The 25135-nt window shown below is 68.2% G+C and carries 23 protein-coding genes; 5 read left to right on the forward strand and 18 right to left on the reverse strand.

Translation table 11 applies throughout. The features are described 5' to 3' along the window. Window positions 1-50 precede the first annotated feature (50 nt). From ACIBL3_RS19315 to ACIBL3_RS19340, 6 genes are read right to left on the reverse strand one after another with little or no spacing between them, the layout of a single operon-like run. On the reverse strand, window positions 51-740 hold the full coding sequence (locus ACIBL3_RS19315) for a GntR family transcriptional regulator (RefSeq protein ID WP_396354774.1): 690 nt from the start codon (window positions 738-740) through the stop codon (window positions 51-53). Between the two features lie 15 nt (window positions 741-755). After that, window positions 756-2042: an NAD(P)/FAD-dependent oxidoreductase gene (locus tag ACIBL3_RS19320; RefSeq protein WP_396354775.1), complete on the reverse strand. Its 1287-nt coding sequence runs from the start codon at window positions 2040-2042 to the stop codon at window positions 756-758. A gap of 23 nt (window positions 2043-2065) precedes the next feature. Further along, complete coding sequence (locus ACIBL3_RS19325) at window positions 2066-2962, reverse strand: dihydrodipicolinate synthase family protein (RefSeq protein ID WP_396354776.1); 897 nt, start codon at window positions 2960-2962, stop codon at window positions 2066-2068. A 34-nt stretch (window positions 2963-2996) separates the two neighbouring features. Beyond that, window positions 2997-3770, reverse strand: a complete 774-nt coding sequence (locus ACIBL3_RS19330; protein ID WP_396354777.1) for an amino acid ABC transporter ATP-binding protein — start codon at window positions 3768-3770, stop codon at window positions 2997-2999. Next, the gene (locus tag ACIBL3_RS19335; protein ID WP_396354778.1) at window positions 3770-4492 is read right to left on the reverse strand and encodes an amino acid ABC transporter permease; all 723 of its coding nucleotides are present in this window, start codon (window positions 4490-4492) and stop codon (window positions 3770-3772) included. The genes ACIBL3_RS19330 and ACIBL3_RS19335 overlap by 1 nt, the downstream gene beginning before the upstream one ends. A gap of 30 nt (window positions 4493-4522) precedes the next feature. After that, window positions 4523-5365 carry a substrate-binding periplasmic protein gene (locus tag ACIBL3_RS19340; protein ID WP_396354779.1) on the reverse strand — a complete coding sequence of 281 codons (843 nt, stop codon included), beginning with the start codon at window positions 5363-5365 and terminating at the stop codon, window positions 4523-4525. Between the two features lie 139 nt (window positions 5366-5504). On the opposite strand from ACIBL3_RS19340, the gene ACIBL3_RS19345 reads away from it, so the two are divergent. Both ACIBL3_RS19345 and ACIBL3_RS19350 read left to right on the forward strand, forming a co-directional pair. Next, complete coding sequence (locus ACIBL3_RS19345) at window positions 5505-6572, forward strand: proline racemase family protein (protein WP_396354780.1); 1068 nt, start codon at window positions 5505-5507, stop codon at window positions 6570-6572. Beyond that, complete coding sequence (locus ACIBL3_RS19350) at window positions 6572-7573, forward strand: proline racemase family protein (RefSeq protein ID WP_396354781.1); 1002 nt, start codon at window positions 6572-6574, stop codon at window positions 7571-7573. The genes ACIBL3_RS19345 and ACIBL3_RS19350 overlap by 1 nt, the downstream gene beginning before the upstream one ends. On the opposite strand, the gene ACIBL3_RS19355 is transcribed toward ACIBL3_RS19350, so the two are convergent. The 4 genes from ACIBL3_RS19355 to ACIBL3_RS19370 are packed head-to-tail and all read right to left on the reverse strand — an operon-like array spanning window position 7570 to window position 10738. Then, window positions 7570-7953, reverse strand: coding sequence for a DUF2255 family protein (locus ACIBL3_RS19355; protein WP_396354782.1), 384 nt, complete (start codon window positions 7951-7953; stop codon window positions 7570-7572). The genes ACIBL3_RS19350 and ACIBL3_RS19355 overlap by 4 nt on opposite strands. A 13-nt stretch (window positions 7954-7966) precedes the next feature. Continuing rightward, window positions 7967-9004, reverse strand: a complete 1038-nt coding sequence (locus ACIBL3_RS19360; protein WP_396354783.1) for a zinc-dependent alcohol dehydrogenase family protein — start codon at window positions 9002-9004, stop codon at window positions 7967-7969. Then, a complete protein-coding gene (locus tag ACIBL3_RS19365; RefSeq protein ID WP_396354784.1) occupies window positions 9004-9393 on the reverse strand; it encodes a cupin domain-containing protein in 390 nt (129 codons plus the stop codon). The genes ACIBL3_RS19360 and ACIBL3_RS19365 overlap by 1 nt, the downstream gene beginning before the upstream one ends. Beyond that, window positions 9332-10738, reverse strand: coding sequence for an MFS transporter (locus ACIBL3_RS19370; RefSeq protein ID WP_396354785.1), 1407 nt, complete (start codon window positions 10736-10738; stop codon window positions 9332-9334). Before ACIBL3_RS19370 ends, ACIBL3_RS19365 begins: the two co-directional genes overlap by 62 nt. 100 nt (window positions 10739-10838) lie before the next feature. On the opposite strand from ACIBL3_RS19370, the gene ACIBL3_RS19375 reads away from it, so the two are divergent. Beyond that, window positions 10839-11696 carry a helix-turn-helix transcriptional regulator gene (locus ACIBL3_RS19375; protein WP_396354786.1) on the forward strand — a complete coding sequence of 286 codons (858 nt, stop codon included), beginning with the start codon at window positions 10839-10841 and terminating at the stop codon, window positions 11694-11696. A 3-nt stretch (window positions 11697-11699) separates the two neighbouring features. Here the strand turns inward: ACIBL3_RS19375 and ACIBL3_RS19380 are convergent, their stop codons facing one another. Genes ACIBL3_RS19380 through ACIBL3_RS19395 form a run of 4 tightly spaced genes read right to left on the reverse strand, consistent with a single transcriptional unit; the run spans window position 11700 to window position 18200 of the window. Then, a complete protein-coding gene (locus tag ACIBL3_RS19380) occupies window positions 11700-12548 on the reverse strand; it encodes a carbohydrate ABC transporter permease (protein ID WP_396354787.1) in 849 nt (282 codons plus the stop codon). Then, entirely contained in the window at window positions 12532-13473 is a 942-nt protein-coding gene (locus ACIBL3_RS19385) for a carbohydrate ABC transporter permease (protein WP_396354788.1), read from the reverse strand. Before ACIBL3_RS19385 ends, ACIBL3_RS19380 begins: the two co-directional genes overlap by 17 nt. A 6-nt stretch (window positions 13474-13479) precedes the next feature. Further along, the gene (locus ACIBL3_RS19390; protein WP_396354789.1) at window positions 13480-14763 is read right to left on the reverse strand and encodes an ABC transporter substrate-binding protein; all 1284 of its coding nucleotides are present in this window, start codon (window positions 14761-14763) and stop codon (window positions 13480-13482) included. 29 nt (window positions 14764-14792) lie between these two features. Further along, window positions 14793-18200, reverse strand: a complete 3408-nt coding sequence (locus tag ACIBL3_RS19395) for a DNRLRE domain-containing protein (protein WP_396354790.1) — start codon at window positions 18198-18200, stop codon at window positions 14793-14795. A gap of 181 nt (window positions 18201-18381) precedes the next feature. Between ACIBL3_RS19395 and ACIBL3_RS19400 the strand changes: the two genes are divergently transcribed. Continuing rightward, the gene (locus tag ACIBL3_RS19400; RefSeq protein ID WP_396354791.1) at window positions 18382-19413 is read left to right on the forward strand and encodes a LacI family DNA-binding transcriptional regulator; all 1032 of its coding nucleotides are present in this window, start codon (window positions 18382-18384) and stop codon (window positions 19411-19413) included. Between the two features lie 204 nt (window positions 19414-19617). Further along, window positions 19618-20568, forward strand: coding sequence for a hypothetical protein (locus tag ACIBL3_RS19405; RefSeq protein WP_396354792.1), 951 nt, complete (start codon window positions 19618-19620; stop codon window positions 20566-20568). Between the two features lie 297 nt (window positions 20569-20865). On the opposite strand, the gene ACIBL3_RS19410 is transcribed toward ACIBL3_RS19405, so the two are convergent. The 4 genes from ACIBL3_RS19410 to ACIBL3_RS19425 form a co-directional block, all read right to left on the reverse strand. After that, window positions 20866-22104 carry a serine hydrolase domain-containing protein gene (locus ACIBL3_RS19410; RefSeq protein ID WP_396354793.1) on the reverse strand — a complete coding sequence of 413 codons (1239 nt, stop codon included), beginning with the start codon at window positions 22102-22104 and terminating at the stop codon, window positions 20866-20868. 89 nt (window positions 22105-22193) lie between these two features. After that, entirely contained in the window at window positions 22194-22949 is a 756-nt protein-coding gene (locus tag ACIBL3_RS19415; RefSeq protein WP_396354794.1) for a peptidoglycan-binding protein, read from the reverse strand. Window positions 22950-23033: 84 nt separating this feature from the next. Continuing rightward, window positions 23034-24095 (reverse strand): hypothetical protein, encoded by a 1062-nt coding sequence (locus ACIBL3_RS19420; RefSeq protein ID WP_396354795.1) that lies wholly within the window; start codon window positions 24093-24095, stop codon window positions 23034-23036. A gap of 35 nt (window positions 24096-24130) precedes the next feature. Then, entirely contained in the window at window positions 24131-25087 is a 957-nt protein-coding gene (locus tag ACIBL3_RS19425; RefSeq protein ID WP_396354796.1) for an RNA polymerase sigma-70 factor, read from the reverse strand. Window positions 25088-25135: the final 48 nt, after the last annotated feature.

Genomic DNA, 25135 nt, shown 5'->3' on the forward strand with positions numbered 1-25135 from the left:
ATGTGCCCGCCGAGCGCCGCGCAGTAGGCGCAGAGTTTCCGGATGCCCTCTCAGGCCGACTTGCCCGCTTCGATCAGCCGGACGATCTCGTCGGCGCTGTTCGCGATGTGGTCGCGGACCTCGGCGGTGATCGCCGCCTGGTCGCCACTCGCGATCACGTCGACCAGCCGCCGGTGCAGCTCGGCGTCGCGGGCCAGGTCGGACCGGGTGGCCTGGTCGAGGCTCATCGCCATCCGGATCTGGGACTCCACCAACGGCCAGATCCGCATCAGCATCTGGTTCTCCGACGCCTCCCAAAGCGTGCGATGGAGGTCGAGGTGGGTCATGTCGACCTGCACCAGGTCGCCTTCCTCGATCGCGTCCAGATGGGTCTTCAGCGCGGCGCGGAGCTTCGTCATCCCGTCGCCGTCCGGGTGCTCGGACAGGTGCAGCGCGGCCAGCGTCTCCAGCGACACCCGCACCTGCGCCACGTCGAGCAGGTCCTGCGGACTCGGCTCGGCGACAGTGATCCCCTTGTACGGCGTCTGGACCAGCGAGCCCTCGTGGACGAGCTGGTAGATCGCCTCCCGCACGGTCGGCCGGCTCACTCCGAGCAGCTCCGCCAGCGGCGCCTCCTTGACCCGCTGCCCGGGCACCAGTTCGCCCGAGAGCAGCGCGCGCCGAATGGCGTCCACCACGACCTCGCGCCGGGTCACGTTGCTGACCGGAGCGAGTGCTGAATCCGTGCGTTGGGTGCTCATCTGACCGCCCTTCATCTACCCAGACCATGATTGCAGATTGTCTGCACTTCTCCTGCGCCGCCCCGCCCGGCGACGGAAGCGAGCCGGACTGGTCTCGGGATCGGCCGCCTCGCCGCGCACCAGCCGCCGGATCGCCTGCGCTGTCGCCGGCGCCTGGGTCAGACCGAGCATGCCGTGCCCCGACGCCACCCAGACATTGCCACCATCGGTCAGCGGGCCGACCACAGGCAGGCCGTCCGGCGTCATCGGCCGCATCCCGGCCCAGGCAGGCTCGTGCGGCGCAGCCGGATCCCAGTCCCGGAACCCCACCGCCGCCGCACGCTGCACGGCCTCGATCCGCTTCGCGTTGATCGACGTGTCGAAACCGGCGAACTCCATCGTGCCGGCCACTCGAACCACCCCGTCCAACGGCGTGACCGCGACGTGCGCGTCCTCGAACGTCAGCGACGTCCGCAACTTGAACGGCTCGGGACGGTAGTCGACGCTGTACCCCTTACCGGGCTGGATCGGAACCGGCACGCCGAGCTTCTCGCACAGCGGTCCCGTCCACACCCCAGCCGCCAGGACCACACCGTCGCAGTCCAACCGGTCCCCGTTGTTCGTGCGCACGCCGATCACCCCGCCCGGACCGCGGTCGAAGCCGGCCACAGCTGTGTCCTCACGGACCGAGCCGCCGAGTTTGCCGATGTGCTCGACGAGTGCGGACGTCAGCGAGTCCGGCTCGATCTGCCGGTCCCGCGGATAGAACAGCCCGTGCTGGATGCGATCGGACAGCGCCGGCTCGACCGCATGCACTCCGGCGGCATCCAGTACGTCGGGCTCTGCGCCGTACGACGAGAAGACGTCTTGGTATCGCAGTCGGTGCTCGAAGTGGGTGCGGTGCTCGTACGCCAGCAGCACACCGCGCTGGTGCGACTCGAAGTGCAGACCGGCGTCGCGCCACTCCTCGAACAACTCGTCGGCCTGGGTTGCGATCCGGAGGTTCAGCGCCAGCCCGGCCCGGAACTGCGCCTCGGTGCAGTTCCGGGCCATCGCGAGCATGAACCGCAGAAACGGTGGCGACAGCGACGGCTTCACGTACAGCGGGCTGTCCGGGCGCAGCATCCACTTCAGGCCCTGAACCACCATGCCGGGCGCCGGGACCGGGCCGGCTTCGGCGATCGCGACCTTGGCCGCGTTACCGTGCGACGCGGCCTGGCCGGCACGCGCGCTGTCCAGCACCACGACGTCGTGCCCGTCCTGGAGCAGCTCGTAGCCACAGGCCAGCCCGACGACACCGGCGCCGACGACGACGATCCTCACTGCACCCTCCTTCGATCAGTAGGTCAGAGAACGCCGGCGGCGTCCAGGATCTTGGTGAACTCGGCCCGGGCGCTGTCGTCGAGCAAGGCGAACGGCGCCCGGACCGGACCGGCCGGGTGGCCGATCAGCTCGAGGCCGGTCTTGACCGCGGCGGCGTAGTTGTACGACTCGAGGAAGTTGCACACCGGCCAGATCCGGTCCCACAGCCGCCGCCCCTCGGCAAGATCGCCGCGAACCGCGACCGCGTCCCACAGTTGCAGGGACAGCTCGGGAATCACGTTGGTTGCTCCCCAGACGGTGCCGTCGGCTCCGCTGGCCAGCCCGAAGAAGGTCAACGTGTCCCAGCCGTTGAAGGTGGTGATCCGGCCGGAGTGAGCGAGCAGCAACTCGCTGAGCGCGACCGCGTCGCCCGAGGTGTCCTTGAGGTACTCCACGCCCTCGATGTCGGCGAGTCCGGCGATTTCCGCCGGAGTGAGCTTCACCCCGGTGGCCGACGGGATGTTGTAGTACACGATCGGCAGCTTCGAGGCATCGCGGACGGCGGCCAGGTGGTTCCGGACCTCGGCGAGATTCGGCGCGTCGTAGAACGGCGGAACCACCATCAGCGCGGCCGCCCCGACCTCCGCCGCGTGCCGGCTGAGCTCCACGGTCTCGGCGCTCGACAGCGCACCGGTGCCCGCGACGACCGGTACACGACCGTCGGCCGCCTTTACACACTCCTCGGTCAGTAGCTTGCGCTCCGCGAGCGTGAGCGCCGTGAACTCGCCGGTGCTGCCGCCCGGCACCAGGCCGTGCACACCGGCGCCGATCAGCCGGTTGACCTGGGCATGCAACGTCTCGACGTCGATCGCCGATCCGTCGGGCGTGAACGGGGTGACGAGGGCTACCAGCACGCCTCGCAAGGTGACGCTGTCAGTCATGGAGGTCTCCAGAGTTGTTGGTTGGTTGGACACGTCAGTCGATCCGGACGGCATCGACGAACGCCTTGAGCTCGGGGTTGTCGCAGTGGTGGAACGCCTGGTCCGGCGTGGCGTCGACGGCGATCCGGCCGTTGGAGAAGAACACGACGCGATCGGCGGCCTTGGACGCGAACGCCATGTCGTGCGTGACCAGTACGACGGCCAGCCCTTCCTCCTGCTTGAGCCGGGCCAGCACCCCCAGCACCTCGGCTGCGACCGGCGGGTCGAGGGCCGACGTGATCTCGTCGCACAGCAGGACCTGTGGACGCATCATCAGTGCCCGGGCGATGGCGACCCGCTGCCGTTCGCCACCGGAGAGCTGGGTCGAGCGGCTCCGGATGTGCTCGGCCATCCCGACCTCGGCCAGCGCCTGTTCGGCGCGGGCCTCAGCCTCGCCGGCCGACAGCCCGAGGATCTTGCGTGGCGCGAGGATGAGGTTGTCGAGCACGTTCATGTGCGGCCACAGCGTGTAGCTCTGGAACACCATGCCGACCTTCGCGGCGCCGTCGTTCCAGTCCGCCGTCCGGGCGCCGCCGGTACGGACCAGCACGCCGTCGATGGTGACCTCGCCGTCCTCCGGGTCCTCGAGTCCGGCGATCACCCGTAACAGCGTCGACTTGCCAGAGCCGCTCTTCCCGATGATGACGCTGACCTCGCCGGAGGCGACGTCGAAGTCCACTCCGTCGAGCACCTTGCGGCCGTAGAACTGCTTGGCCAGGCTGGTCGCGGAGACGAGTGGTGCGTTGGGGTCCGCAGTACCGAGGCTCATCACTTCACTCCTGTCAGCTCGGGCTTGCGCGGCTTGAGCACCGGCGCGCGGCCGGTCCGGGCGAGCTGGCCCCGGCGCTCGAGATAGCTCGTGAACAGCGACACCGGGAAGGCGATGCAGAAGTAGACGGCGGCGGCCGTGGTGAAGAACTCCAGCGCGCGGTAGGTCTCGGTGGCGGCGGTGTTGGCCTGGAACATCAGGTCGTGGACGGCGATCGTCGAGACCAGCGCGGTGTCCTTGAACATCGAGATGTTGAGCGACAGGATCACCGGGATCTGCTGGCGCAGCGCCTGCGGCACGATGATGTAGCGCAGTTGCTGGAACCGGTTCAGCCGCAGCATCTTGCCGGCCTCGATCTGCTCGACCGGCACCGCCTGGAAGCCGCTGCGGTACGCCTCGGCCATGAACGCGGTCAGGTTCGCGGTCAACGCGATCACGGCGGAGGCGAAGCCGGGGATGGTGATCCCGGTCAGCGTCGGCAACGCGTAGTAGATCCAGAACAGCTGCACCAGCATCGGGGTGCACCGGAAGATCTCGATGTAGATCTGCGCGACCCACCGGACGATCTCGATCGTGGACATCCGGGCCACCGCGACCGGCACGGCGAGGATCATGCTCAGCACGATCGTGATGGCGGCGATCTGCAGGGTGACGCCCAGCCCGCTGATCAGATGGGGCCACGCGTTGGCGACGGCGCCCCAGTCGAAGTCTTGCTCGGTCATGACAGCTCCACGCTTCCGTCGAGTGGCGGGCTACTGCTTGGCCAGGGAGCCGAGCCGATCGATCGGCAGGTAGTTCTCCTCGGCGTACGCACGCTCCAGCTCACCGCTGAGCCGGGTGTGGTTGATGGCGACGTTCACCAACTGCAGTGAGCGGGCGTCGATGTCGTTGGGCAGGCCGTAGCCGGCGCCCGCGGCGTAGATTCCGGGCTCGGGGACGATGATCTTGACCGACGCGTCGGCCTGCGCCTGGGACTCGGCCGTCGGCAGGTCGGCGAACACGGCGACCGCACGGTCGGCCTTCAGCGCCTGCAGCGCGTTCGTGTAGTCGGCCAGCTCGAGCAGCTTGGCGCCGGCGTCCTTGACCGCGGCGGCGGGCGCGCTGCCCTGCGCGACGGCGACCGGTTTGCCGGACTTGATCACCGCGGACGAGGTTCGGTACGGCGACGCCGCCTTCACCACGAACACGCCCTGGTACTCGTACACCGGGTCGGAGAACTGGATCGCCTTCGCCCGCTCGATGGTCGCGTCCAGGTTGGCGGCAGCGTCGTACCGGCCCGCCTGCAGACCGGCGACGATGTTGTTCCAGGTCGCCGAGACCGGGGTCAGCTTGACGCCGAGCGAGTCGGCGAGGTGCTGCAGCGGGATCAGGTTGGGACCGCCCAGCTTCCCGCTCTTCTCCACCGTCATCGGCGGCGCGATCGCGACGCCGACCCGCAACTCGCCGCGGGACTGGACGTCCTTCATCCACGATCCGGCTTCGGCGGACGACGCGGCGGCGCTCCCGCCGCGCCAGCCCGCGCCGACGTAGCCGCCCGCGAGGGCGAGCACCACGGCGGCGATGACCGCCAGGGAGATCTTCGTGGTCTTGGTCATGGTCGGTGACTCCTTGTGCTGCCCCGCGTCGGGTCTTCTGGAAAAGTGCAGATCGTCATACAATCTGCAGTAGCGTTGAAGGTAGGAGCGGCGTACCCCGGTGTCAAGGGGTCGTGAGAATCCAGGTCAGGAGCTGCTGATGGACGGCGTCATGGTGATTCCGTCGGTTGACGTGCACGCGGAGGGTGAGCCGGGGCGGGTCCTGCTCGGCGGAAACCTCCGGGTCCGCGGCGCGACCATGTCCGAACGATTGGCCTGGTGCGCCGAGCATCTGGACGATCTGCGGCGGCTGCTTCTGCGCGAGCCGCGAGGGCATCCGGCCTTGTGCGGCGTGGTGGTGATGCCGCCGGTGACTGCCGACGCGGACGTCGCGATCGTGATCTTCGAGCAGGGCGGGTTCCGCCCGATGTCGGGCAGCAACACGATGTGCGCGGTCACCGCGATCCTGGAGACCGGAGCGCTACCGCTGCGCGCGCCGGAGACGGTGGTCCGGATCGAGACCGCGGCCGGTCTGGTCGAGGCGACGGCGCGCGTCGACGGCACCAAGGTCCGCGACGTCCAGGTGCGGAACGTCCCTTCGTGGGTCGAGTCGCTGGACACGCCGATCGACGTACTCGAGTACGGGACCGTGCACGCCGACATCGCCTTCGGCGGGCAGTACTACGTCCAAGCGCCGGCGTCAGCGCTTGGGGTCGAACTCGGCGCCGCGAACGCACGGGCACTGGTCCGCGCTGGCGCTGCGCTGCTCGCCTCGGCCCGAGAGCAGGTGACGGTGAAACATCCGCAGGACGACAACCTCAGCCAGATCTCACTCGTCATGCTGCACGGGCCGTCGACCGATCCCGGGGTCTCCGGTCGCAACAGCGTGATCCTGCCGACCGGCGCACTCGACGCCAACCGGCCCGAGACCTGGCGCGGCGTGTTGGATCGTTCCCCGTGCGGCACGGGTACGTCGGCGCGGATGGCTTGTCTGTACGCCCGCGGTGAGCTCGGGCTGCACACGCCGTACATCCACCAAGGCGTGGTGGGGACCAGGTTCGAAGGCCTCCTGCACGAGCAGGTTCGCGTCGGCGATCGCGACGCGGTGGTGCCCTCGATCCGCGGTCGAGCGTGGATCACCGGCTTCAACCAGCACGTGCTGCACCCCGATGACCCGTTCCCACGCGGCTACACCGTCGCCGACCTCTGGGGAGAGACCTCACTGTGATGACCACTTTCCGCACCATCGAGTCGCACACCGCCGGCAACCCGACCCGAACCGTGCTGTCCGGCGTCCCCGACCTGTCCGGCGACACGATGCTCGCCAAGATGCACGACCTCGAGGCCCGGCACGACTGGGTCCGTACGGCGCTGATGTTCGAGCCTCGGGGTCACTCGGTGATGTCCGGCTGCATCGTGCTCCCGCCCTGCGATCCGCGTGCCGATGTCGGCGTGCTCTACATCGAGGCCAGCGGACATCTGCCGATGTGCGGCCACGACACCATCGGGCTGGTCACGGTCCTGATCCAGCACGACCTCGTCCCGGTGACCACACCGACCACCCAGCTGGTGCTCGACACACCCGCAGGATTGATCGAGACCGTGGCGACCGTTGCGGACCACCGGGTCACCAGCGTCACGTTCACCTCCACGCCGTCGTTCCTGTACGCGCGGGACGTCGACATCGACCTGCCCGGTATCGGCACGATCCAGGTCGACATCGCGTGGGGCGGCAACTTCTACGCGATCGTCGACGCGACCACCGTCGGCCTCGACCTGGCGGACCCTCGGGTCGGCCGGCGCATCCTGCTCGCCGAGACCGTGCGTGACGTCGTCAACTCGTCGATCGCCGTGAAACACCCTGTTCTGGAAGGCATTGAGGGTGTCACGCATGTGCAGTTCATCGGCCCGCCTCGGCGTACCGATGCCACGAACCTGTGCTCGGTGGTGATCCGGCCCGGAGGCGCGGACCGCTCCCCTTGCGGCACCGGCACCTCCGCGCGGGCGTCCACGCTGGTCGCCCGCGGTCGGCTGGCACTTGGCGAGGCCCTCGTCCACGAAAGCATCACCGGCGAGACGTTCACCGCCGTACCGGTGGAGCACGTCGACGTCGGCGGGATCCCCGGCGTCCGCAACCGGATCACCGGTACGGCGTACGTCACCGGAACGGCGGAGTGGACCATCGACCCGAACGACCCGCTTCGCGACGGCTTCCTCGTTCTCACCTAGGGGTCGACCTGCAGGGTGGTGTTGGGGGCGTCGGCGCCGGTGACGGTGTTGACGAGGCGGGCGCCGTAGTGGTCGTACTTGGCGTGGTAGGCGGCGTCGATGTCGGCGTGGGTTGGGTCGTCCGCGGTCAGGCGGGTGAACTCGACGTCGCGCTCGACGCCGCCGGCGCGGATGCGTCCACGGCCGGCGGCGACTGCCCTGCGGAACCACGGGTTGTCGGTGCCGTAGGCCGACCGTACGTAGATGCTGGTGCCGACGGCGACGGTCCACATGGTGATGTAGCGCCGCAGAGTGCCGTCCTTGCGGTACGACGCCAGCTTCAGCTCGGTGGCGCCGCCGATCCGGGTGAGCTCGTCGGGCGTCCAGCCGTTCGTGGTCACGTCAGTGCCTCCTTCAGGGGCGTACGAGGACCTTGAGGGCCTCGCGCTCGTCCATCGCCCGGTAGCCGGCGGCGACGTCGTCGAGAGCGACTTCGCGGTCGAACACCTTGCCGGGGTTGACGGTTCCATCGAGTACGGCGGGTAGCAAGGTCTCGATGTAGGCGCGCGCCGGGGCAGGCCCGCCGGTGAGCGTGATGTTGGGGCCGAAGAGGCTCGCAAAGCCGACCGGAGCGGCTTCGTACTGAGGTACGCCGACCCGGCTGATGACGCCACCTGGTCGGACAACCCCGACGGCCTGCTCGTAAGCGGGCATGTGACCGACCGCCTCGATGACCACGTGAGTGCCGTCGCCGCCAGTCAGCTCACGGACCTTCGCGATACCTTCCGGACCGCGCTCCGCGACGACATCAGTGGCGCCGTACGCACGCCCAAGGTCGGTCCGGACCGTGTGCCGGCCCATCAGAATGATGCGCTCGGCGCCGAGCTGCTTGGCGGACAGGACAGCCAGCAGGCCAACCGCGCCGTCGCCGATCACGGTGACCGTGGTGCGAGGGCTGACGTTCGCCTTGACCGCGGCGTGGTAGCCGGTCCCGTAAACGTCGGACAGCGTGAGCAGCGATGGGATCAGCGGCGACGTCTCCTCGACCGGTACGGCGACGAGCGTGCCGTCAGCCAGCGGAACGCGGACTGCCTCGGCCTGTCCGCCGCCCACACCGGGACTGTTCCAGAAACCGCCGTACCGACACGAAGTGTGCAAACCCTCGCGGCAGAACTCGCACGTGCCGTCCGACCAGGCGAACGGCGCGATCACGAAGTCCCCGGGCTTCACCGTCGTTACCGCTCCCCCGGTCTCCTCGACGACCCCGACGAACTCATGGCCCATCGAGCTCCCGTCCGCGGACGCAGCCATCGAGTGGTACGGATGCAGATCCGAACCGCAGACACACGCCCGCACCACCCGCACGATCGCGTCGGTCGGCTCCTTGATGATCGGATCCGGTACGTCGGCCACGCGGACGTCGCCGGCGCCGTACAGATAGGTCGCTCGCATCAGTGCTCCTCGTCAGTAACGTGCTCGCCCCAGGTGGTCTCGGGGTCGTCGCCTGTGCCTTCCCAAATGGCCAGGTGGGTCATGAAGTGGTCAGGTGTGGCGCCGTGCCAGTGCCACTCCCCCGGCGGGGTGTGGACGGTGTCGCCGGGTCGCATCACGATCAGCTCGCCGCCGCGCGCCTGCACCAAGCCGACGCCCTCGGTCACGTGCAGGGTCTGCCCGACCGCGTGCTTGTGCCACGCCGTCCGCGCACCCGGCGCGAAGTGCACGGAGTTGACCCGCACCCGCGACGGCTCTTCACCCCGGCAGATCTGGTCGAACCAGACCTCACCGGTGAACCACTCCGCCGGCCCTTTGCCGGTCGGTGCCTTGGGCAACTTCTCCACCACGAATCGTTCCTCTCATCAGAATCAGTACGGTGATCAAGCACAGCCCCAGCAGCACGCTCCCGGCTGCCAAGGCTGCGCTCACTTGTGCAGCCAATGCACCGGAGCCGGCGGACACCGCAACCAGGACGCCGAGCCCGAGCGCCATCCCCAGTTGATGGAAGGTGTTCACCAACCCCGAGGCCGCGCCGGCATCCGCCGCCGGGACCCCGGCAATCCCCGCCGAGGTCAGCGGCGCGAACGCCAGCCCCTGCCCGGCACCGATGAGCACCATCGGCAACGCGACCGCGTCCCAGTACGAACTGGTCGCCCCCACCCGGCTCAACCAGGCCATCCCGACCAGCGTCAGAACGACGCCCGCAGTCAACGGCACCGTCTGACCGAGCCGAGCGACCAGCCGTGGGATCGCCAGCGCGACCGCGAAGTTCACCACCGTCATCGGGAAGAAAGCGACCCCTGCCTGCAAAGCGCTGAAGCCGAGCACGCCCTGCAGGAACTGGGTGGCGAAGTAGAAGAACCCGATCATCGCCCCCAGATACAGCAAGCGGGCGACATAGGCGCCGACGCGCAGCCGGCTGGCGAACAACCGCAACGGCATGATCGGCTGCGGCACCCTTCGCTCACTCGCGACCAGCGTCACCAGCAGCCCGGCTCCGGCGAGCAGTGCGCCCACCGTCACCGGGGATCCCCAGCCGCCGTCAGCGGAGTGGATGATCCCGAACACCAATGCCCCCACGCCCAGCGTGGCGCTCACCGCGCCGACCACGTCGAAGCGACCGGTACGGCGACCTGTCTCCTCGAGGAACCGGGGTGCCAGCAGGATCATCGCCGTACCGATCGGCACGTTGAGGAAGAACCCGGCGCGCCACGAGATCCACTCGGCGACGGCGCCGCCGATCACGAGCCCGAGACTGGCGCCGATGCCCGCGGTCGCGCCGTACAGGGCAACGGCTCTGGACCGCTCCCGCCCCTCCGGGAAACTTGCTGTCAGCAACGACAGTGACGCCGGGGCGACGATCGCGGCCCCGATCCCCTGCAACGCCCGGGCAGCGATCAGCCACCAGCCCGTCGGCGCGAGGCCGATCAGCAGCGACGCGAGCGAGAACACGGTCAGTCCGAAGACGAACACCCGGCGCCGCCCCAGCAGGTCACCCGCCCGAGCACCGAGCAGCAGCAGACCACCGAAGACCAGCGTGTACGCGTCCTGCACCCAGGCGAGGCCGGCCGCGGAGTAGCCCATCGCCGTCCGGATCGTCGGTAGCGCGGTGAAGATGATCGAGTTGTCCAGCAGGATCATGAAGTAGCTGACGAGGATGATCGCCAGGGTGGCGCGAGGTCGGGGGGTCACGGTCCCAGTGAAGAGGCGCCGGCGGCGCCGCGGGAGGACCTGCTGATCCAGGTACTGGCAGTACCTCCTTCCCCGTCCCGCCGCCCTCTACCGTGGAGGCATGGACAACCGAGCAGAGGTCCGCGAGTTCCTCTCGTCGCGCCGTGCCCGGCTGACCCCAGAGCAGGCGGGACTCCCGGCGTACGGCGGGAATCGGCGGGTCAAGGGGCTCCGCCGCGAGGAAGTGGCGATGCTGGCCGGCGTCAGCATCGACTACTACGTGCGCATGGAACGCGGCAACCTGGCCGGCGCCTCCGACTCCGTCCTCGACGGCGTCGCCCGCGCGCTGCAGTTGGACGAGGCCGAGCGCGAGCATCTGTTCGACCTCGCGCGTGCCGCTGAGCCGACGCCGCCGCGCCGGCGCAAGCCCAGCCCCGGAACGGTGCCCTCCAGCGTCCTCGAAGTCCTCGACGCCATCACCGAGGCCCCCGCCTGGGTCCGCAACGCCCGCCACGACCACCTCGCCGCGAACCGACTGGCGCTCGCCTTGTACGCGCCGATGCTCGCCGACCCCCGCCGGCCCGCCAACACCGCCCGCTTCATCTACCTCGACCCCGCCTCCCGCGAGTTCTTCACCGACTGGGACCGCGCCGCCGACGACATCGCCGCCATGCTGCGCTCCGAGGCCGGCCGCAACCCGCACGACAAACACCTGATCGAGCTCATCGGCGAACTCTCCACCCGCAGCGAAGACTTCCGCGTCCGGTGGGCCGCCCACAACGTCCGCTTCCACCGCACCGGCCACAAGAAGCTGCACCACCCGGCCGTCGGAGACCTCGACCTCAACTTCGAAGCCCTCGAGCTCCCCTCCCACCCCGGCCTGACCCTGCTCGTCTACACCGCCCCCAAGAACACCCCCACCGCCGACAACCTGAAGCTCCTGGCCGCCTGGTCCGCCACCACCAACCAGCCCGCGTAGCCGTCAGCCCTTGAGGCCTGTGGTGGCAACGCCTTCGACGATGCGTTTCTGGAACACCAGGAAGATGACAACGACCGGAATCAGGGCGATCACCGACATGGCGAACATCGGGCCCCACAGCGAGTCGCCGCCCATGTTGTCCATGAAGCCGCTGAGCGCGACCGGGACGGTCTGCTTGGCCGGGTCGGTCAGATAGATGAGCTGACCGAAGAAGTCGTCGTACGTCCAGACGAAGGTCAGGATCGCAGTCGTCACCATCGCCGGGGTGAGCAGCGGCAGGATGATGTGCCAGTAGATCCGGGCCGGGCCGCAGCCGTCGATCACGGCGGCCTCGTCAAGCTCGCGGGGCAGGCCGCGGATGAACTGGACCATCAGAAAGATGAAGAAGGCGTCGACCGCGAGGAACTTCGGCACCGTGAGCGGCAGGAATGTGTTGACCCAGCCGGCCTGGAAGAACAGGTAGTACTGCGGGATCAGCAGCACCTGGTGCGGCAGCATGATCGTGGCGAGCATGACCGCCAGCGCGGCGCCGCGGAAGCGGAACCGCAGCCGGGCGAAGGCGAAGGCGGCCATCGAGCACGACAGCACGTTGCCGGCGACGCAGACGCAGGCGACCAGGAACGAGTTCACGATCGCGGCGCCGAAGGAGTTGCCCGCGCCCTCCCAGCCGGTGGCGTAGTTCGACAGATCCCACGACCGTGGGATCAGTGAGCTGGTGGTGAAGATGTCACCAGCCGGCTTCACCGAACTGCTCAGCATCCACGCGACCGGGTAGAGCATGAGCAGGACGCCGGCCAACAGCAGTGTGTGGCGAGCGATCGAGACAGACCGGCGGTTAGCGTTCGTCGTCATAGAAGACCCAGTACCGTGAGAAGAGGAAGTTGACGGCCGTGATCGCGGCGATCGCGACCAGCAGCACCCAGGCGATCGCGGAGGCGTAGCCCATCTTGAACTCGACGAACGCCGCCTTGTAGAGATACAGGCTGTAGACCAGCGTGGACTCGGCCGGGCCGCCTTGCCCGTCGCCGACGACGTACGCCTGGGAGAACGTCTGGAACGCGCCGATCACCTGCATGATGAGGTTGAAGAACAGGATCGGGGTCAGCAGCGGCAAGGTGACGCGGAAGAACCGGCTGACCGCGCCGGCGCCGTCCACGCTGGCCGCCTCCAGCAGCGTGCGCGGGATCTGCTGCAGGCCGGCCAGGAAGATCAGCATCGGGGTGCCGAACTGCCACGCGGCGAGCGCGACCAGGGTGTAGATCGAGTAGTCGGGGTTCGAGACCCAGCTCGGCGCGTCGATCCCGAACGCGCCGAGGAACTGGTTGACCACACCGTCACCGGTGAACAGCTGGCGCCACATGATCGCCACGGCGACGCTTGCCCCTAGCAACGACGGCAGGTAGAAGACCGCGCGGTAGAAGGACAACCCGCGGAGCTTCGTGTTCAGCACCATCGCGACACCGAGGGCGATGGCGAGTTTGATCGGCACCGACAGGCCGACGTACACCAGCGTCACCTTGATCGACTGCCAGTACGACGCATCGTCGGTGAGCAGCTCGGTGTAGTTATGGGCCCCGACCCAGGACGGACTGCCGAGCAGGCCGAAGTCGGTGAACGAGAAGTACAGCGAGGCGACCATCGGCCCGAGCGTCAGCAGCACCAGACCGAGCAGCCAGGGCGCGAGGAACAATGCGCTCCAGCGTCCGTCCCGGCTGCGCGTCGCCGTACGGCGCACTCCCTCGGCTGCGGCCGGGACATCAACCAGTGCAGTTGCCACGAGCGCTCAGCCCTTCAGGGCTTTGGTGGCGTCCGCGATCAAGGCGCGGGCCGCGTCCGCGACCGACAGCTTGCCGAAGGCGACCTTGTCGGCGTACGTCTGGAAGGCTCCGGACACATCGCCGCCACCGGCAGGGAACACGACGTTCTCGAGCGGCGTGTGGTGCTTCTCCACGAGCTCGAGGTGGGTGAACTCGCGAGCCTGGTCCGCTGTCGCCGACGCTTCCACCGCGGCTCGGTTCTTGGGGTTGTTGGGGACTCCGAGTTGGGTGCGGATCAGCAGCGCCGCGTCGGGATCGTTGAGCAGGCCGTCCAGCACCTGCGCGGCCTTCTCGGGGTTCTTGCTCCGGCTGTAGACCGCCCAGACCCGCGAGGGCCGGATGTAGGTGCCGGGCCGGTCGCCTTGTGGGTACGTCGTGGATCCGAGCGGGCGGCCTGCCAGGGTCTGGTTGGACAGGATGCGGTTCGAGAAGTCGAAGTTCATCGCGGCCTTGCGCTTGACCAGGTTGTTGTTGTTGAAGTCGGCCGCCGCGGTGACCTCGGCCGGGACGGTGGCTCCAGTGTCACGCAGCCGCTTCCACAGCGACCAGAACGCGACCACGTGCTCCTCGGTGAAGCCGAGCGCGCCGTCGGGGGTGAAGAGCTCGCCGCCGTTGCCCCGGGTGAAGACCTGGAAGGCCTGGAGGTCGCGGCCCGCGTCGCTGGTGCCGTACGGTTTGCGGCCGTTCGCGTTGGAGACCTCGTTTGCGATCGCCGCGAAGTCGTCCCAGGTCCAGGCCGGATCGAGGGTCTTGATCCCGGCCTTCTCGAACGCCGGCCTGTCGTACAGCAAGCAGAACGAGTTGACCCCGGTCCCGATGCTGTACTGCTTGCCGTCGACCTGGGCGGCCTTGAGCAGCTGCTGATCCCAGTCAGCGGTCTTGATGACGCTGGGCAGGTACTTGCCCACGTCCAGCGCCGCGTTGCTCTTCACGTAGTTGCCGAGGTCGATGGTGTTGGCGAGGAAGATGTCCGGGCCGTCGCCGCTGGCGATCTGCGTCCGCACCTTGGTGAAGAAGGCGTCGTCACCACCGAACTCGGACTGGATCGTGACACCGGTCAGCTTGGACTGGATCTTCTGCAGGGCCAGGCCGACCTGCTTGGTGCGCTCCGCGTTCCCGTCGTACGCGACTCGGACGGTCACTGCGCCGCCGGCCGAGTTCGACCCGCCGCCGCAGGCGGTCAGCAGGCTCGATCCCGCCGCGAGACCGCCGAGTTGCAGCAGCCGCCGCCGGGAGATGTGTGTTGCCATGTCGAGTTCCTTCCGATGGATTGCAGAGCTCAGGAGAAGGTCAGGTGCAGGTAGGGGCGGTTGCCGGTCGCCTCTTTGCTGTTGAAGGCGGTGTGCGGCCCGTAGGAGTTCACGGTCGAGGCGATGGCGATCCGGATCGGCGCGCCGGCAGCGAGCTGCCCTTGGACGTAGCCGGTGAGATCGGCAGTGCGCCAGGCGGCCGTGCCGTCGAGCGTGAGCTTGTCGAGCTCGGCGCCTAACGCCGGACGGTTGTTCCATGTCAGCGTGGACTCGGTCCACTCGCCGTCGACGGCGTAGACGCCGTTCACTGTCGACGTGGCCGTGCCGTCGTCGATACCGCCGTACAGCTGCAAGCTGGCGGACTGGACGGTTCCACGGATGCTGGACGGGTCGAACTCGAGGTAGGCGACTCGGTCGTAGCCGCTGCCCAGGTTGGGGTTGTTGCGGACTTCGAGGGCTGCCGCGTTGCCGTACGTCGTATCCGCGAACGAGCCGTTGCGGACGAAGGCGTCGGCCGTCACCTCGACACGCGACGGGTCGATCACTGTGAACGTCGCGCGGGCCACCTTCAGCACCGGCGGCTCGGTGACCATCGCCGCGACCGATGCCGTGCCGCCCGCCATTGCGGTGACAACACCCTCGGCGTTGACCGATGCCGTGGCGGGCGTGCTACTGGTCCAGGTGATTTGCGCTCCGGTCAGATCAGCGGGGCGGCCGTCGGTCCGCGTTCCGGTCAGGGACAGCGGTTGACTCTCGCCGACAATCAGCTCTGACGGCTTTGTCACGCTGACTGATCCGAGTACGACGGGCAGCCGTGGCGCGTCGGCCTTCGCGTCGGCGGTGCTGGCGTAGCTGCGGACCTCGACGATGCTGTTGTAGTTGCTCACCGAGTTGCCGTGTCCGACGATTCGCAGGTACCTCGCCGTAGTGGCTGGGAAGCTGAACACCTCCAGGTCATCCGTGGTCCCGGAGGACACGATGCCTGCCCGGGCCGTGCTCCAGGTGGTGCCGTCGGGTGACGTCAGTACGTCGAAGGTCGCCGTCCGGCGGCTGCCGTTGTAGAAGGCAACGGCCACCGCGCCGAGCGTGCGAGACCTGCCGAGGTCGTAGGTGATGTACTGCCCGTCCCCCGCGGCCGACCAACGACTGCCAAGATTTCCGTCGACGGTGTTGGCGGCCGCATTGCCGTCGTCACCACTCGCGCTCGCCGACGCCACGGCGTACGCGCGACCGAGCTTGCCGGGCTGCCGGAAGTGCACTTCGTACGTCGGTCCGCGACGGCCGGTCTGGTAGGTCGTGACGGTGGCTACCCCGGGCAGCTCACTTGCTTGGGACACGACTGCCACGGCGCCCCCGGCGGTCTCCGCGACCACCTTCGGTGCACGGGCTGCGGTCCAAGGCAGCGTCACGTCGTACCGGAAGCGTTGCGAGTCGAAGCCGTCGAGTTGCTTGCCGCCGACAACGAGCCCGGTGAGTGGCGCGGCGGTGGTCGAGCCTGGTGTCCACGAACCCAGCGGGGTGATGGCGGGTGTCGTGGACGGTGGCTGCTGCCCCGCGGCGAGCGGCACCGCACGGAGCGCGATTGTTGCATTGGTGACATCAGGAATGTTGACAATCAGCTTGCGGATCCCGGCCTGTGCGCTCTGTCCCACCGGGCTCGGGCTGCCTGGCAGCGGTGTGGCATCGCCGACCAGGAGCCGAGCACCAGCCGGCGCCATCAGTTGCACCCACAAGCGTTGGCCTCCGCGGTACAGCGTCGCGGATCGTCCGTCGGCCGCGACGGTGACGTCGGCCCGGGTGTGCAGGAACGACCAGTAGTCGATCGCCTGACCGGCCTGGACCTCGTCCTGGATCAGGAGCTGACGGCGGTCGTCGAACAGCTTCACACCACGTTGAGCCCGTTGCACGCGGCCGCCGTACATCCCGGTCAGGTCGGTGATCTCGTACCACTGCTGAGACGTCGAGCCCGTCTCGATGACGGGCGCGCCATTGGTCAACGCGGTCTGCGGGTCCGGACCGGAGCCGAGCTGCATGGTGTTCTGGCCCTCGGGACGAGCGACGTAGTAATCCCAGCGTCCACCGGTGTTCTTCCTCCAGTCGAAGTACCCGGGCAGGCTGTAGCTGTCGGCACCCAGATCGTCGAACCAGCGGACACCATTCGCGTCCATCACCAGGTCGCCGGCATCGAGGTTCTCGTGTGCGACGACCTGGTCGTAGCCGGCCCGCAGTCCTTTGGTGGCGACCGAGACCGCGTAGGGGTCGTCCCAGGCACTGCGTGCCGTCGCTACGTCGACACCGCGGAAGAGCCAGTCGGTCCAGGTCGGATGGGTGGTCCCGCCGGTGCGGCTCGGGTCGTACCAGAGGATGTCCAGCGGACTGGCCGAGCGATCGGCGCGAGCGGCCTGCCAGGAGGCCAGGTGCGAGCGCTGGTACCTGGTTCCCATCCACATCATCGACGGCAGGTACCAGCCGGACGTCGGGGTCCCGAACAGGTCCGTGCCGCCGTCGCCGAAGTTGAAGACGTCGCCGGTCGCGCCCGTCACGTGGATCGGGAAGTCGCCGGTGATGGACAGGCCCGGCAGACCCGACAAGCCGAAGTCTGTGCCAACCGCGGTCTTCAAGGCGGCGAGGTACTGGACCAGGTACTCAGTGCCGTACGTCCAGTAGACCGGGCTCTCCGCGTACCCGCCGCCGGGCGCGTACTCGCTGATCCCGTTCTGGATCGAGCTGATGCTCTTCCGCAGCACCTGGTCGGCCAGGTCGGGGTTCTCGTCGCCGATGGCCAGCGCACCCAACGCCACCGAGTTGCAGACAAGGTTCCAGTTGTGTGTCTGCGTGTAGAAGCTGGCCGATCGGTTGTAGATCTCGAGGGCAGGCTGCAGCGCTTTCGTCTCGATCGCCGTGCGGATTGTTGTGCGCTGAGCCGCCGATAGGTAGTCGTGGAGCCAGTCGTAGCCCACGGCAACCGCATTCGTCATCTCGCCGACGTCGAGGAAGTGCGACGGATTCCAGTCCGGGTACGCCGACATGGCCAGGAGCTCCTGTGTCGCGCGAGCGGCGTACCGGGTGTCACCAGTCAGCCGGTACACCAGCGCCAGCGAGTAGACCCGGCGCTTCACCTCACGACTGTTGTCGAGGTTGTTCGGCGGCGACTTCGGCGTCGTACCGAGCATCGCGTCGGCGTCCCTGCGCACCTTCGCGAACCAGCTCTGCAAGCGGGTGTCGGTCTGCAGGCGCTGGCTCGCCGTGGCGAAGGTGGCGGGGCTCGCGAGCAAGCGGGGATGTTGCGGGTTCAGCAGGTCCACGACGCTGGGAGGCGGCTCGATGGCCATGGTTGCGGACGACGCGGCATCGGCAGTTGGTGGCGGAAGCGTGGGGAAGGCGACGACCGCGGCGAGCGCCACGACAGTCAGCCGCCGGACGAGTTGGGTGAGCATGGCACGACCTTTCGTCGAGGGATCGCGACGACTCTCCAGCCACGACCTGACGAGAAAGGTAAAACGGTTGCACACCTTGGTCAAGAGGCAGACACCGTCTGGAGCAAGCGTTTTCCACTGCGCACGCGCTGGCGGGGTGTTACGATTTGGTACAACGCTTTAACCGACCGAGGAGCGGCGCATGAGTGATGGACGGCCGAGTATCCGGGACGTCGCGGCCCGGGCCGGCGTCTCCGTGACGACCGTTTCCCGCATCCTCAACGGCAGCTATCCCCCGGCGCCCAAGACCCGGGACAAGGTGATGCGCGCCGTCCGCGAGCTCGACTACGTCGCGAACCCGCACGCCCGCGCCCTGACCCGCCAAGGCACCGGCACCATCGCCCTGGTGGTGATGATGCTCGACGACGGGTTCCTGATGAGCCTGGTGGAGAGCATCGCGACCGGCGTCGCCGAAGCCGGCAAGCTGTGCCTGATCGGCACCAGCGGAGGCGATCTGGACCGCGAGCTCGCCGTACTGCGGCAGATGCACGCCCAGCACGTCGAGGCCATCATCCTGGTCGGAGCGGTGGTCGAGAGCGACGAGTACCGGGAGCGGATGGGCAGCTTCGCCGCTCAACTCAGGCAGTCCGGCACTCGTTTGGTGCTGTGCGCCCGGCCTCCGATCGACCCTGGTTTCCAGGACGCCTCGGTCGAGTACGACAACGAGGGCGGAGCGTACGCCGCCACCAGCCACCTACTGTCTCGCGGTCATCGCCGGATCCTGCTCCTCGGTGGCCCGGACGGCCAGAGCATCACGACCCGACGCTCCGTCGGGTACCGCAACGCCCTGCGCGACCTGGGTGGCGAGCTCGACCCGGCGCTGGAGATCCATCCGGCCTGGAACCGCGAGTCCGGCTATGCCCGGATGCGTGAGGTCCTCGAGGCCGGTCCGCCGACGTTCACCGGCGTACTGGCGCACACCGACCACGTCGCCTCCGGCGCGATGCAAGCACTACGCGACGCCGGCCTCAGGGTCCCCGAAGATATCTCGGTCGTCGGCTTCAACAACGACTCCTTCGCCGCCGACCTCCAACTGACCACCGTCCACATCCCCGCCCGCGAACTAGGCCGCACCGCCGCCGCCCTGGCCCTGGACCCCACCCCCACCGAACACCACACCACCCTCGGCACCCACGTAGTAATCCGCAACACCGTCCACCCCCGCAACATCTAGTGGTTTACTGAAACCGGGGCCGCCCCATGCCTGGTATTGGTGGGGACCATGCGCGTCGGCGTAGCATTTCTGGCCGCTCTCTTGATACTCCTCGGCGGAGGCTGCACCTCCAGAGAGGAGCGCGAGCAGAACCGGGCCGCACACGGCATCGCTGCCTGGCCATTACGGTGCAACCTCAGCGACGACCGCGTCCTCCTGGATGACGTGACCGAGCGGCTGAACACGGAGGGCCGCGACCCAGGCAACACGCTGCTCGCGACCCAAGTCGAAGGCCTCACCCTGGTGGTCGTCGAGACGCGGTCCAACAGTGAATCGTTTGTTGCACTCTACGGCCGGACCGGGACATCAGTGCAGTCTCTGCGGCTCGTCGAGCTCGGCCGGCCGGTGGATCGGTGGTCGCTCTCGTTGGGTGTCGACAACGAGATTGCCGCCGTGGACTTCGTCGTACCCGCTCCGACTGTGACGCGGGTGGCGATCAGGACGGGTGCTGAACCCGATGGACAGCCCATCAGCGTCGACGTACCGATCCGCGACGGCGTGGCAGCTCTACAGCTCAACGGACAGCGCCCGGCCAACAGCCTGCTCGAGTTGGAGGAGAACGGCATGGTGGTCGGCGGCGGCGAGCTGCAGGCCATGGACGTTGACGATCCTGTCAAGGCGCAGCCGAGCCTCAAGCCGGGAGGCGACAGTACGGCGGAGCCGGAAGGCTATCGACGGGACAATGTTGCTCTTGCCTCCTTCCTCGGACTGCTTGCCTTGGGCATCGCGGCGTGGATTGCGGCGAGGCGGTTCGCTCGACGCGGCGCCGAGGAGGTCTCCGGCGGGCGCGGGCTGTGGCGGGGTCTGGTGGGGGCGGCCGTCGTGTTGAGTGTCCTCACGCCAGTGGTGGTTTGGCTGTCGTCCGATGCGATGTACGACCTGGCGTACTCGGACCCGTCGTTCGACGCCTCAGGGCTGCTCCTCCAGTTCGTCCCAGCTCTGTTCGTCGGCGCCGCCGCCGTTCGCTGCGCCCGCGGCGGGCTCAAGGTGGCGCGGGCCCAAACCACGGGTCGCGCGGCCGCTGTGTCGGCAACAGTGCTCGCGTATCTGGTCGCCGGCCTGCTGATCGCCGCATTTCTATTCGTCGCAATCGCGCTCAGCCAAGGCGGCGGCTGACATCGGGTCGGCAGTTGTTGGTTGTGGATGGCAACGGGTTACGGGGCCCGCACCCACGCCGCTGCGCGAACACCCGCAACCACGCCGCTGGACGAGCACCCGGACCTACGCCGCGGTGGGCAGCCGGTCGCGGGACAAGTAGCGTCCTGCCGGACGGCTGCCGACAGGTTCCCGGGCGAACAGCCGCCATCACCTGGCAGACCAGCAAGTACCAAACCACCAGCCCGGACGACCTGAAGTTCAACTGCAAGCCGTCCTGACCATCCGGCCATACGCCAAGTCCGTCCCCGGCCCGTCTCAGGACGTTGGTGGGTCGAGGACGGCGGCGCGTTCGGCGGTGATGATGGCGGGGATGTCCAGGTCGTAGTTGCAGAGGATGACGCCGATCCAGTCGCCGTCGCGGTAGATGGTCCAGTTGGTGTTGCCGCCGGCGATGCCGCCGCCGTGAGTGGTCAGGCGCTGATTGTCGACAATCCCGCAGATCGGTCCGTAGGCGGCGAACTGCTGGTTCCCGGGCGCCGGCCTGCCGGACAGCGGAAGAGTCGGGAACTTCGGGCCCAGGTAGACCTCGGTGAACGCCGGGTCGAGCAACGTGCCCGGCCGCGCCAGCGCCTGCGCGAACCTGACCAGGTCGGGCGCGCTGGAGAATCCGCCACCGCCACCCGACCCGATGAACGCCCGGGCCGCGTTGGTCCCCTGTCCCCCGTTGAGTACGGCGCCGGCGTCGAGGTTGCGTACGCCGTCCACCCGGTTGCCGTCGGTCTGGTAGATGTACGGATGCGCGATCCGGGGATCGGTCAGCCAGTCCGGCCGGGTGTAGTACGCCGAGCTCGTCATCCCGGCGGGCTGGAAGATGTTCCGCCGTATGTACTCGTGAAACGGCAACCCGCTGATCGACTCCACGATCTCGCCGAGGATCGAGAAGCCGGTACTGCTGTAGGAGTGTTTGCTGCCGGGGACGAACGCCGGCACGACCTGGCGATGGCCGCTGTTGTGGAAGGCCGTCTCCTCTTCGACGCTGTGGGTGACCTGTTTCCGGTCGGCATTCGGAAAGTTCGGCAAGCCGGAGGTGTGGGTGAGCAGGTGGTGGATGCTGACGCGGTCCGCTGTCGCGGCCGGATACCCGGTGAGGTGCTGACCGATCAGGTCCGTGAAGCGGAGCTTGTTTCGCTGCGCGAGCTGGACGATCGCGAGCCCGGTGAACGGTTTGGCCGCGGACGCCAGGTTGTAGATCGTGTCGAGGCGGTTCGGGATCCGGCGTTGCCTGTCGGCCAGGCCGTAGGCTCGCGCGAGCACCGTTCGACCGCGATGGGCGAGCAGCACGGTGCCGGAGAACCTGTCCTCCGCGGCGAGTTTCGCGACGTACCGGTCATAGGCGCCGCCGGGACGGGTGTCTTTCGGGATCGCCCCGGACCGGTCGGCCGCGCGGGCAGGAGCTGCAGCGGGTACGCCGCTCGTCGCGAGTGGAAGCGCGGTCAGCAGTCCCAGCGCAACCCGCCGCGACGAGGCGGGTTCGAGCGATCGTTGGTGAGTCATGCCGACGAGCGAACCAGGACCAACGTTTCGTCAGCGTTTCCAGGGGGTCCGAGTGCGGTCGCCACGAAGAGCGGCGTCAGCGTCCCGGGTCAGAAGGTGCCGGCGTTGAGTGCCTGTTGCAGGTGCCGCGTGGTGTCAGGTCCCCACTCGCCGTCGACACCCGCGCCCACCTTCTTCTGCAACGCCTTGACCGTGACCGGGCCGATCGCGCCGTCCGCGGTGACGCCGAGATGCTTCTGCAGCGCCTTCTTGGTCAGCGGCCCGAACTTGCCGTCCACGCCGAGGGAAGCCCCGTGCTTGTTGAGCGCCGTCTGCAGCGCGGCGTAGGTCTTCGGACCGAGCTTTCCGTCCACCTCGAGCTTGCCGCCGGGCTGCGGCTGGATGACACCGGTGCCGCCGTACGCCGGCCTGCCGTAGCCGACCACCAACGAGTACTTGCGCTTCTTCTCCCAGAATCCATCCGGACCGCCGCCGGGCTTCGACGTGTTGCCCTCGAGGGTCACCAGCTCGCCGGCGCGGGCTTCCTGCACGATGCCGACATGGTCGACGCGCGGGTCGCCGTCGAGTTCGAAGAACACGACGTCTCCGGCGGCGATCCCGGCGCGTCCCTGGTGCCAGGCGCCCTGGCGCTTGAAGGCGTTGATGTGCTCTCGGCACGACGCGTGTTTGCCGAAGACGGCCTCGAGATTGCCGGAGTGCGCAGCCACGTAGCTGACCGCGATGTCACACCACGGCGTGGCGTTCGCGCCGTACCACTCGGTCATGTAGTTGCGGTTGTTCCCCTTGTTCTCGGTCAGTCCGATGTGCTTGCGAGCTTCCTTGATCATGCCGGCCGCAGTACCCACGAGCCTGCTCCCCTCTCCTGTCTGAGCAACAAACGTCCAGCCAGGCTAGGAACGTCCAGAACCTCCCGAACGACGTTTCAACGATCACTGAAACGTCGGCTCGCGGCGGCGCGATTCGAGGGCAGCTTCCTTCGGTGAGGTGCGCCTGGTCCGAGGTCCTGCGCCGCGGTTGGCGCGCAAGCCGCCGACCAGGCAGAGCAGCGCACCGAGGGAAACCCAGGTGACAAGCACGATGAGGGCGTGGGCAGCGCCTCGGCCGTCGAAGAACGCCGTCGATCGCAGCAACCAGCCACCCGCCCCCGGCGGCAGCAACTGGCCCAGCGTGCCGGACCAGCCCGGCAGCATCTCGGGTGCGGTCGACGTGCCCGAGAGCGGGTTGCCGATCAGCATCATGACAACTGCACCGATTCCGATTCCGGCGAATCCAAGGAGGGATTCCAGCCCGAGGACGGTCAGGGCGGTGGCCGCGATCGTCAGCGCGATGGCGCCGGCGTTGGCCGGATAGGACCCGCTCAGTGAACCGAACCAGAATTGCAGGATCGCTGCCAGCGTCAGGCCGCTGGTTGCCGCCGCGGCCAGTGCCCCAATGACCCGCCGGCCAGTGCCACGGATGAGCCTGGTCAGCACCACTGCGGCCAGTAGACCGCCCATGACCAGTGGCAGAGCGCCTGCTGCCAACCCGGCGCCGCGTGGGTCGTCAGCGGGCGTGGCGGCAAGGTCGCGTACAGCAGCCGGTGTGCGGGGTTTCGCTGATTGACCGAGGCCGGCGGCCATGGTCTGCAGTGTCTGCGCGACGGCGTTGCTGGCAGCTGACGCGACGATGACATGCGGGGTGCCGGAGCTCAGGTCGATCGCACCGTACACGTCTCGGTCGCGGATAGCTTCTTCAGCGCCCGCCGTATCGGCGACCTCGGTAATCTCGAACCCGCCCGGCAAACGCTGCTCCAGTGCGACGCGGACCTGAGCGACCGCAGGCGCCGGCCCGGCGACGGCGATCGGCACATCGTGGACAGACGACCGCACCGACGGCCAAGCGAAGGCTACGAGCAACACGCCGATGATCGCCGTGAGCAGCACAACTGCCCCGGCCACCGCCGGCCATCGTGACGGACGCCCATCGGTGACGAGCGGTTCCGACGTGGTCATGTCTACTCCTCGAACGGTTGGGCCCTGGCCGATGGTCATCGCAGGGTGAGTGGGGTGACGGAATCGCTGCGGGTGAGCTTTTGCGGGTTGCGGACGAAGTACAGGCCGGTGATCCGGGTCTGCTCGACGCACATCGCGATGACACCGTCGAACTTTCCGTCGACGTGCAGGGCCAGCGCGGGACTGCCGTTGACCGTTGCCGGCTCGAGGGTGACAACGACGTCCTTCTTGCTGAGTCCGCCGACGATGAAGCGGGCCACCTTGTCAGCCCCGATGACCGGCCGTGGCGTGGCTTGCTTGATACCTCCGCCGTCGCTGATCGCCACGACGTCGGGGGCGAGCACATCCAGCAGGCCCTGGAGATCCCGGGTCTCGAGCGCACGCTGAAAGGCTTCGCGAGCCGCCTCGGCCTGCCGTGCTGTGACTGCGCGGCGCGGGCGGCGAGCTTCGACGTGGCGGCGTGCGCGGTGGGCGATCTGGTACACGGCGGCAGGGGTCTTGTCGACCGCGGCCGCGATCTCGTCATAGTCGATCCCGAACGCTTCGCGCAGCACGAACACGGCCCGCTCGGTCGGAGTCAGTGTCTCGAGGACGAGCATCAGGGCCATCGACAGACTTTCGGCCAGTTCAACGTCCGCGGCCACATCCGGAGTGGTGAGCAGTGGCTCCGGAAGCCAAGAGCCGACATACGACTCTCGGCGACGTTTCATCGAGCGCAGCCGGTTGAGCGCTTGCCGGGTGGTGATCCGGACCAGGTAAGCGCGGTGATCCCGCACCTGCCGTACGTCGACTTTCACCCACCGCAGCCAGGCTTCCTGCAAGACGTCCTCGGCGTCGGCCGCCGATCCGAGCAGCTCGTAGGCGACGGTGAACAGCAGGTTGCGATGCGCGACGAAGGACTCGGTCGCCGAATCGGTGGCGCCGTCGCCATCTCTGAGTGCAGTCGCCTCATCGGCCCGGCGCGCGCCGTCGGGCTCACCTGTCGTGTTCATGACGTCCTTTCCTGCAGATCGTGCGGCCGCACCGGCGACGGTGAACTC

It is taken from the genome of Kribbella sp. NPDC050124 (assembly GCF_044460355.1).
GTDB lineage: Bacteria > Actinomycetota > Actinomycetes > Propionibacteriales > Kribbellaceae > Kribbella.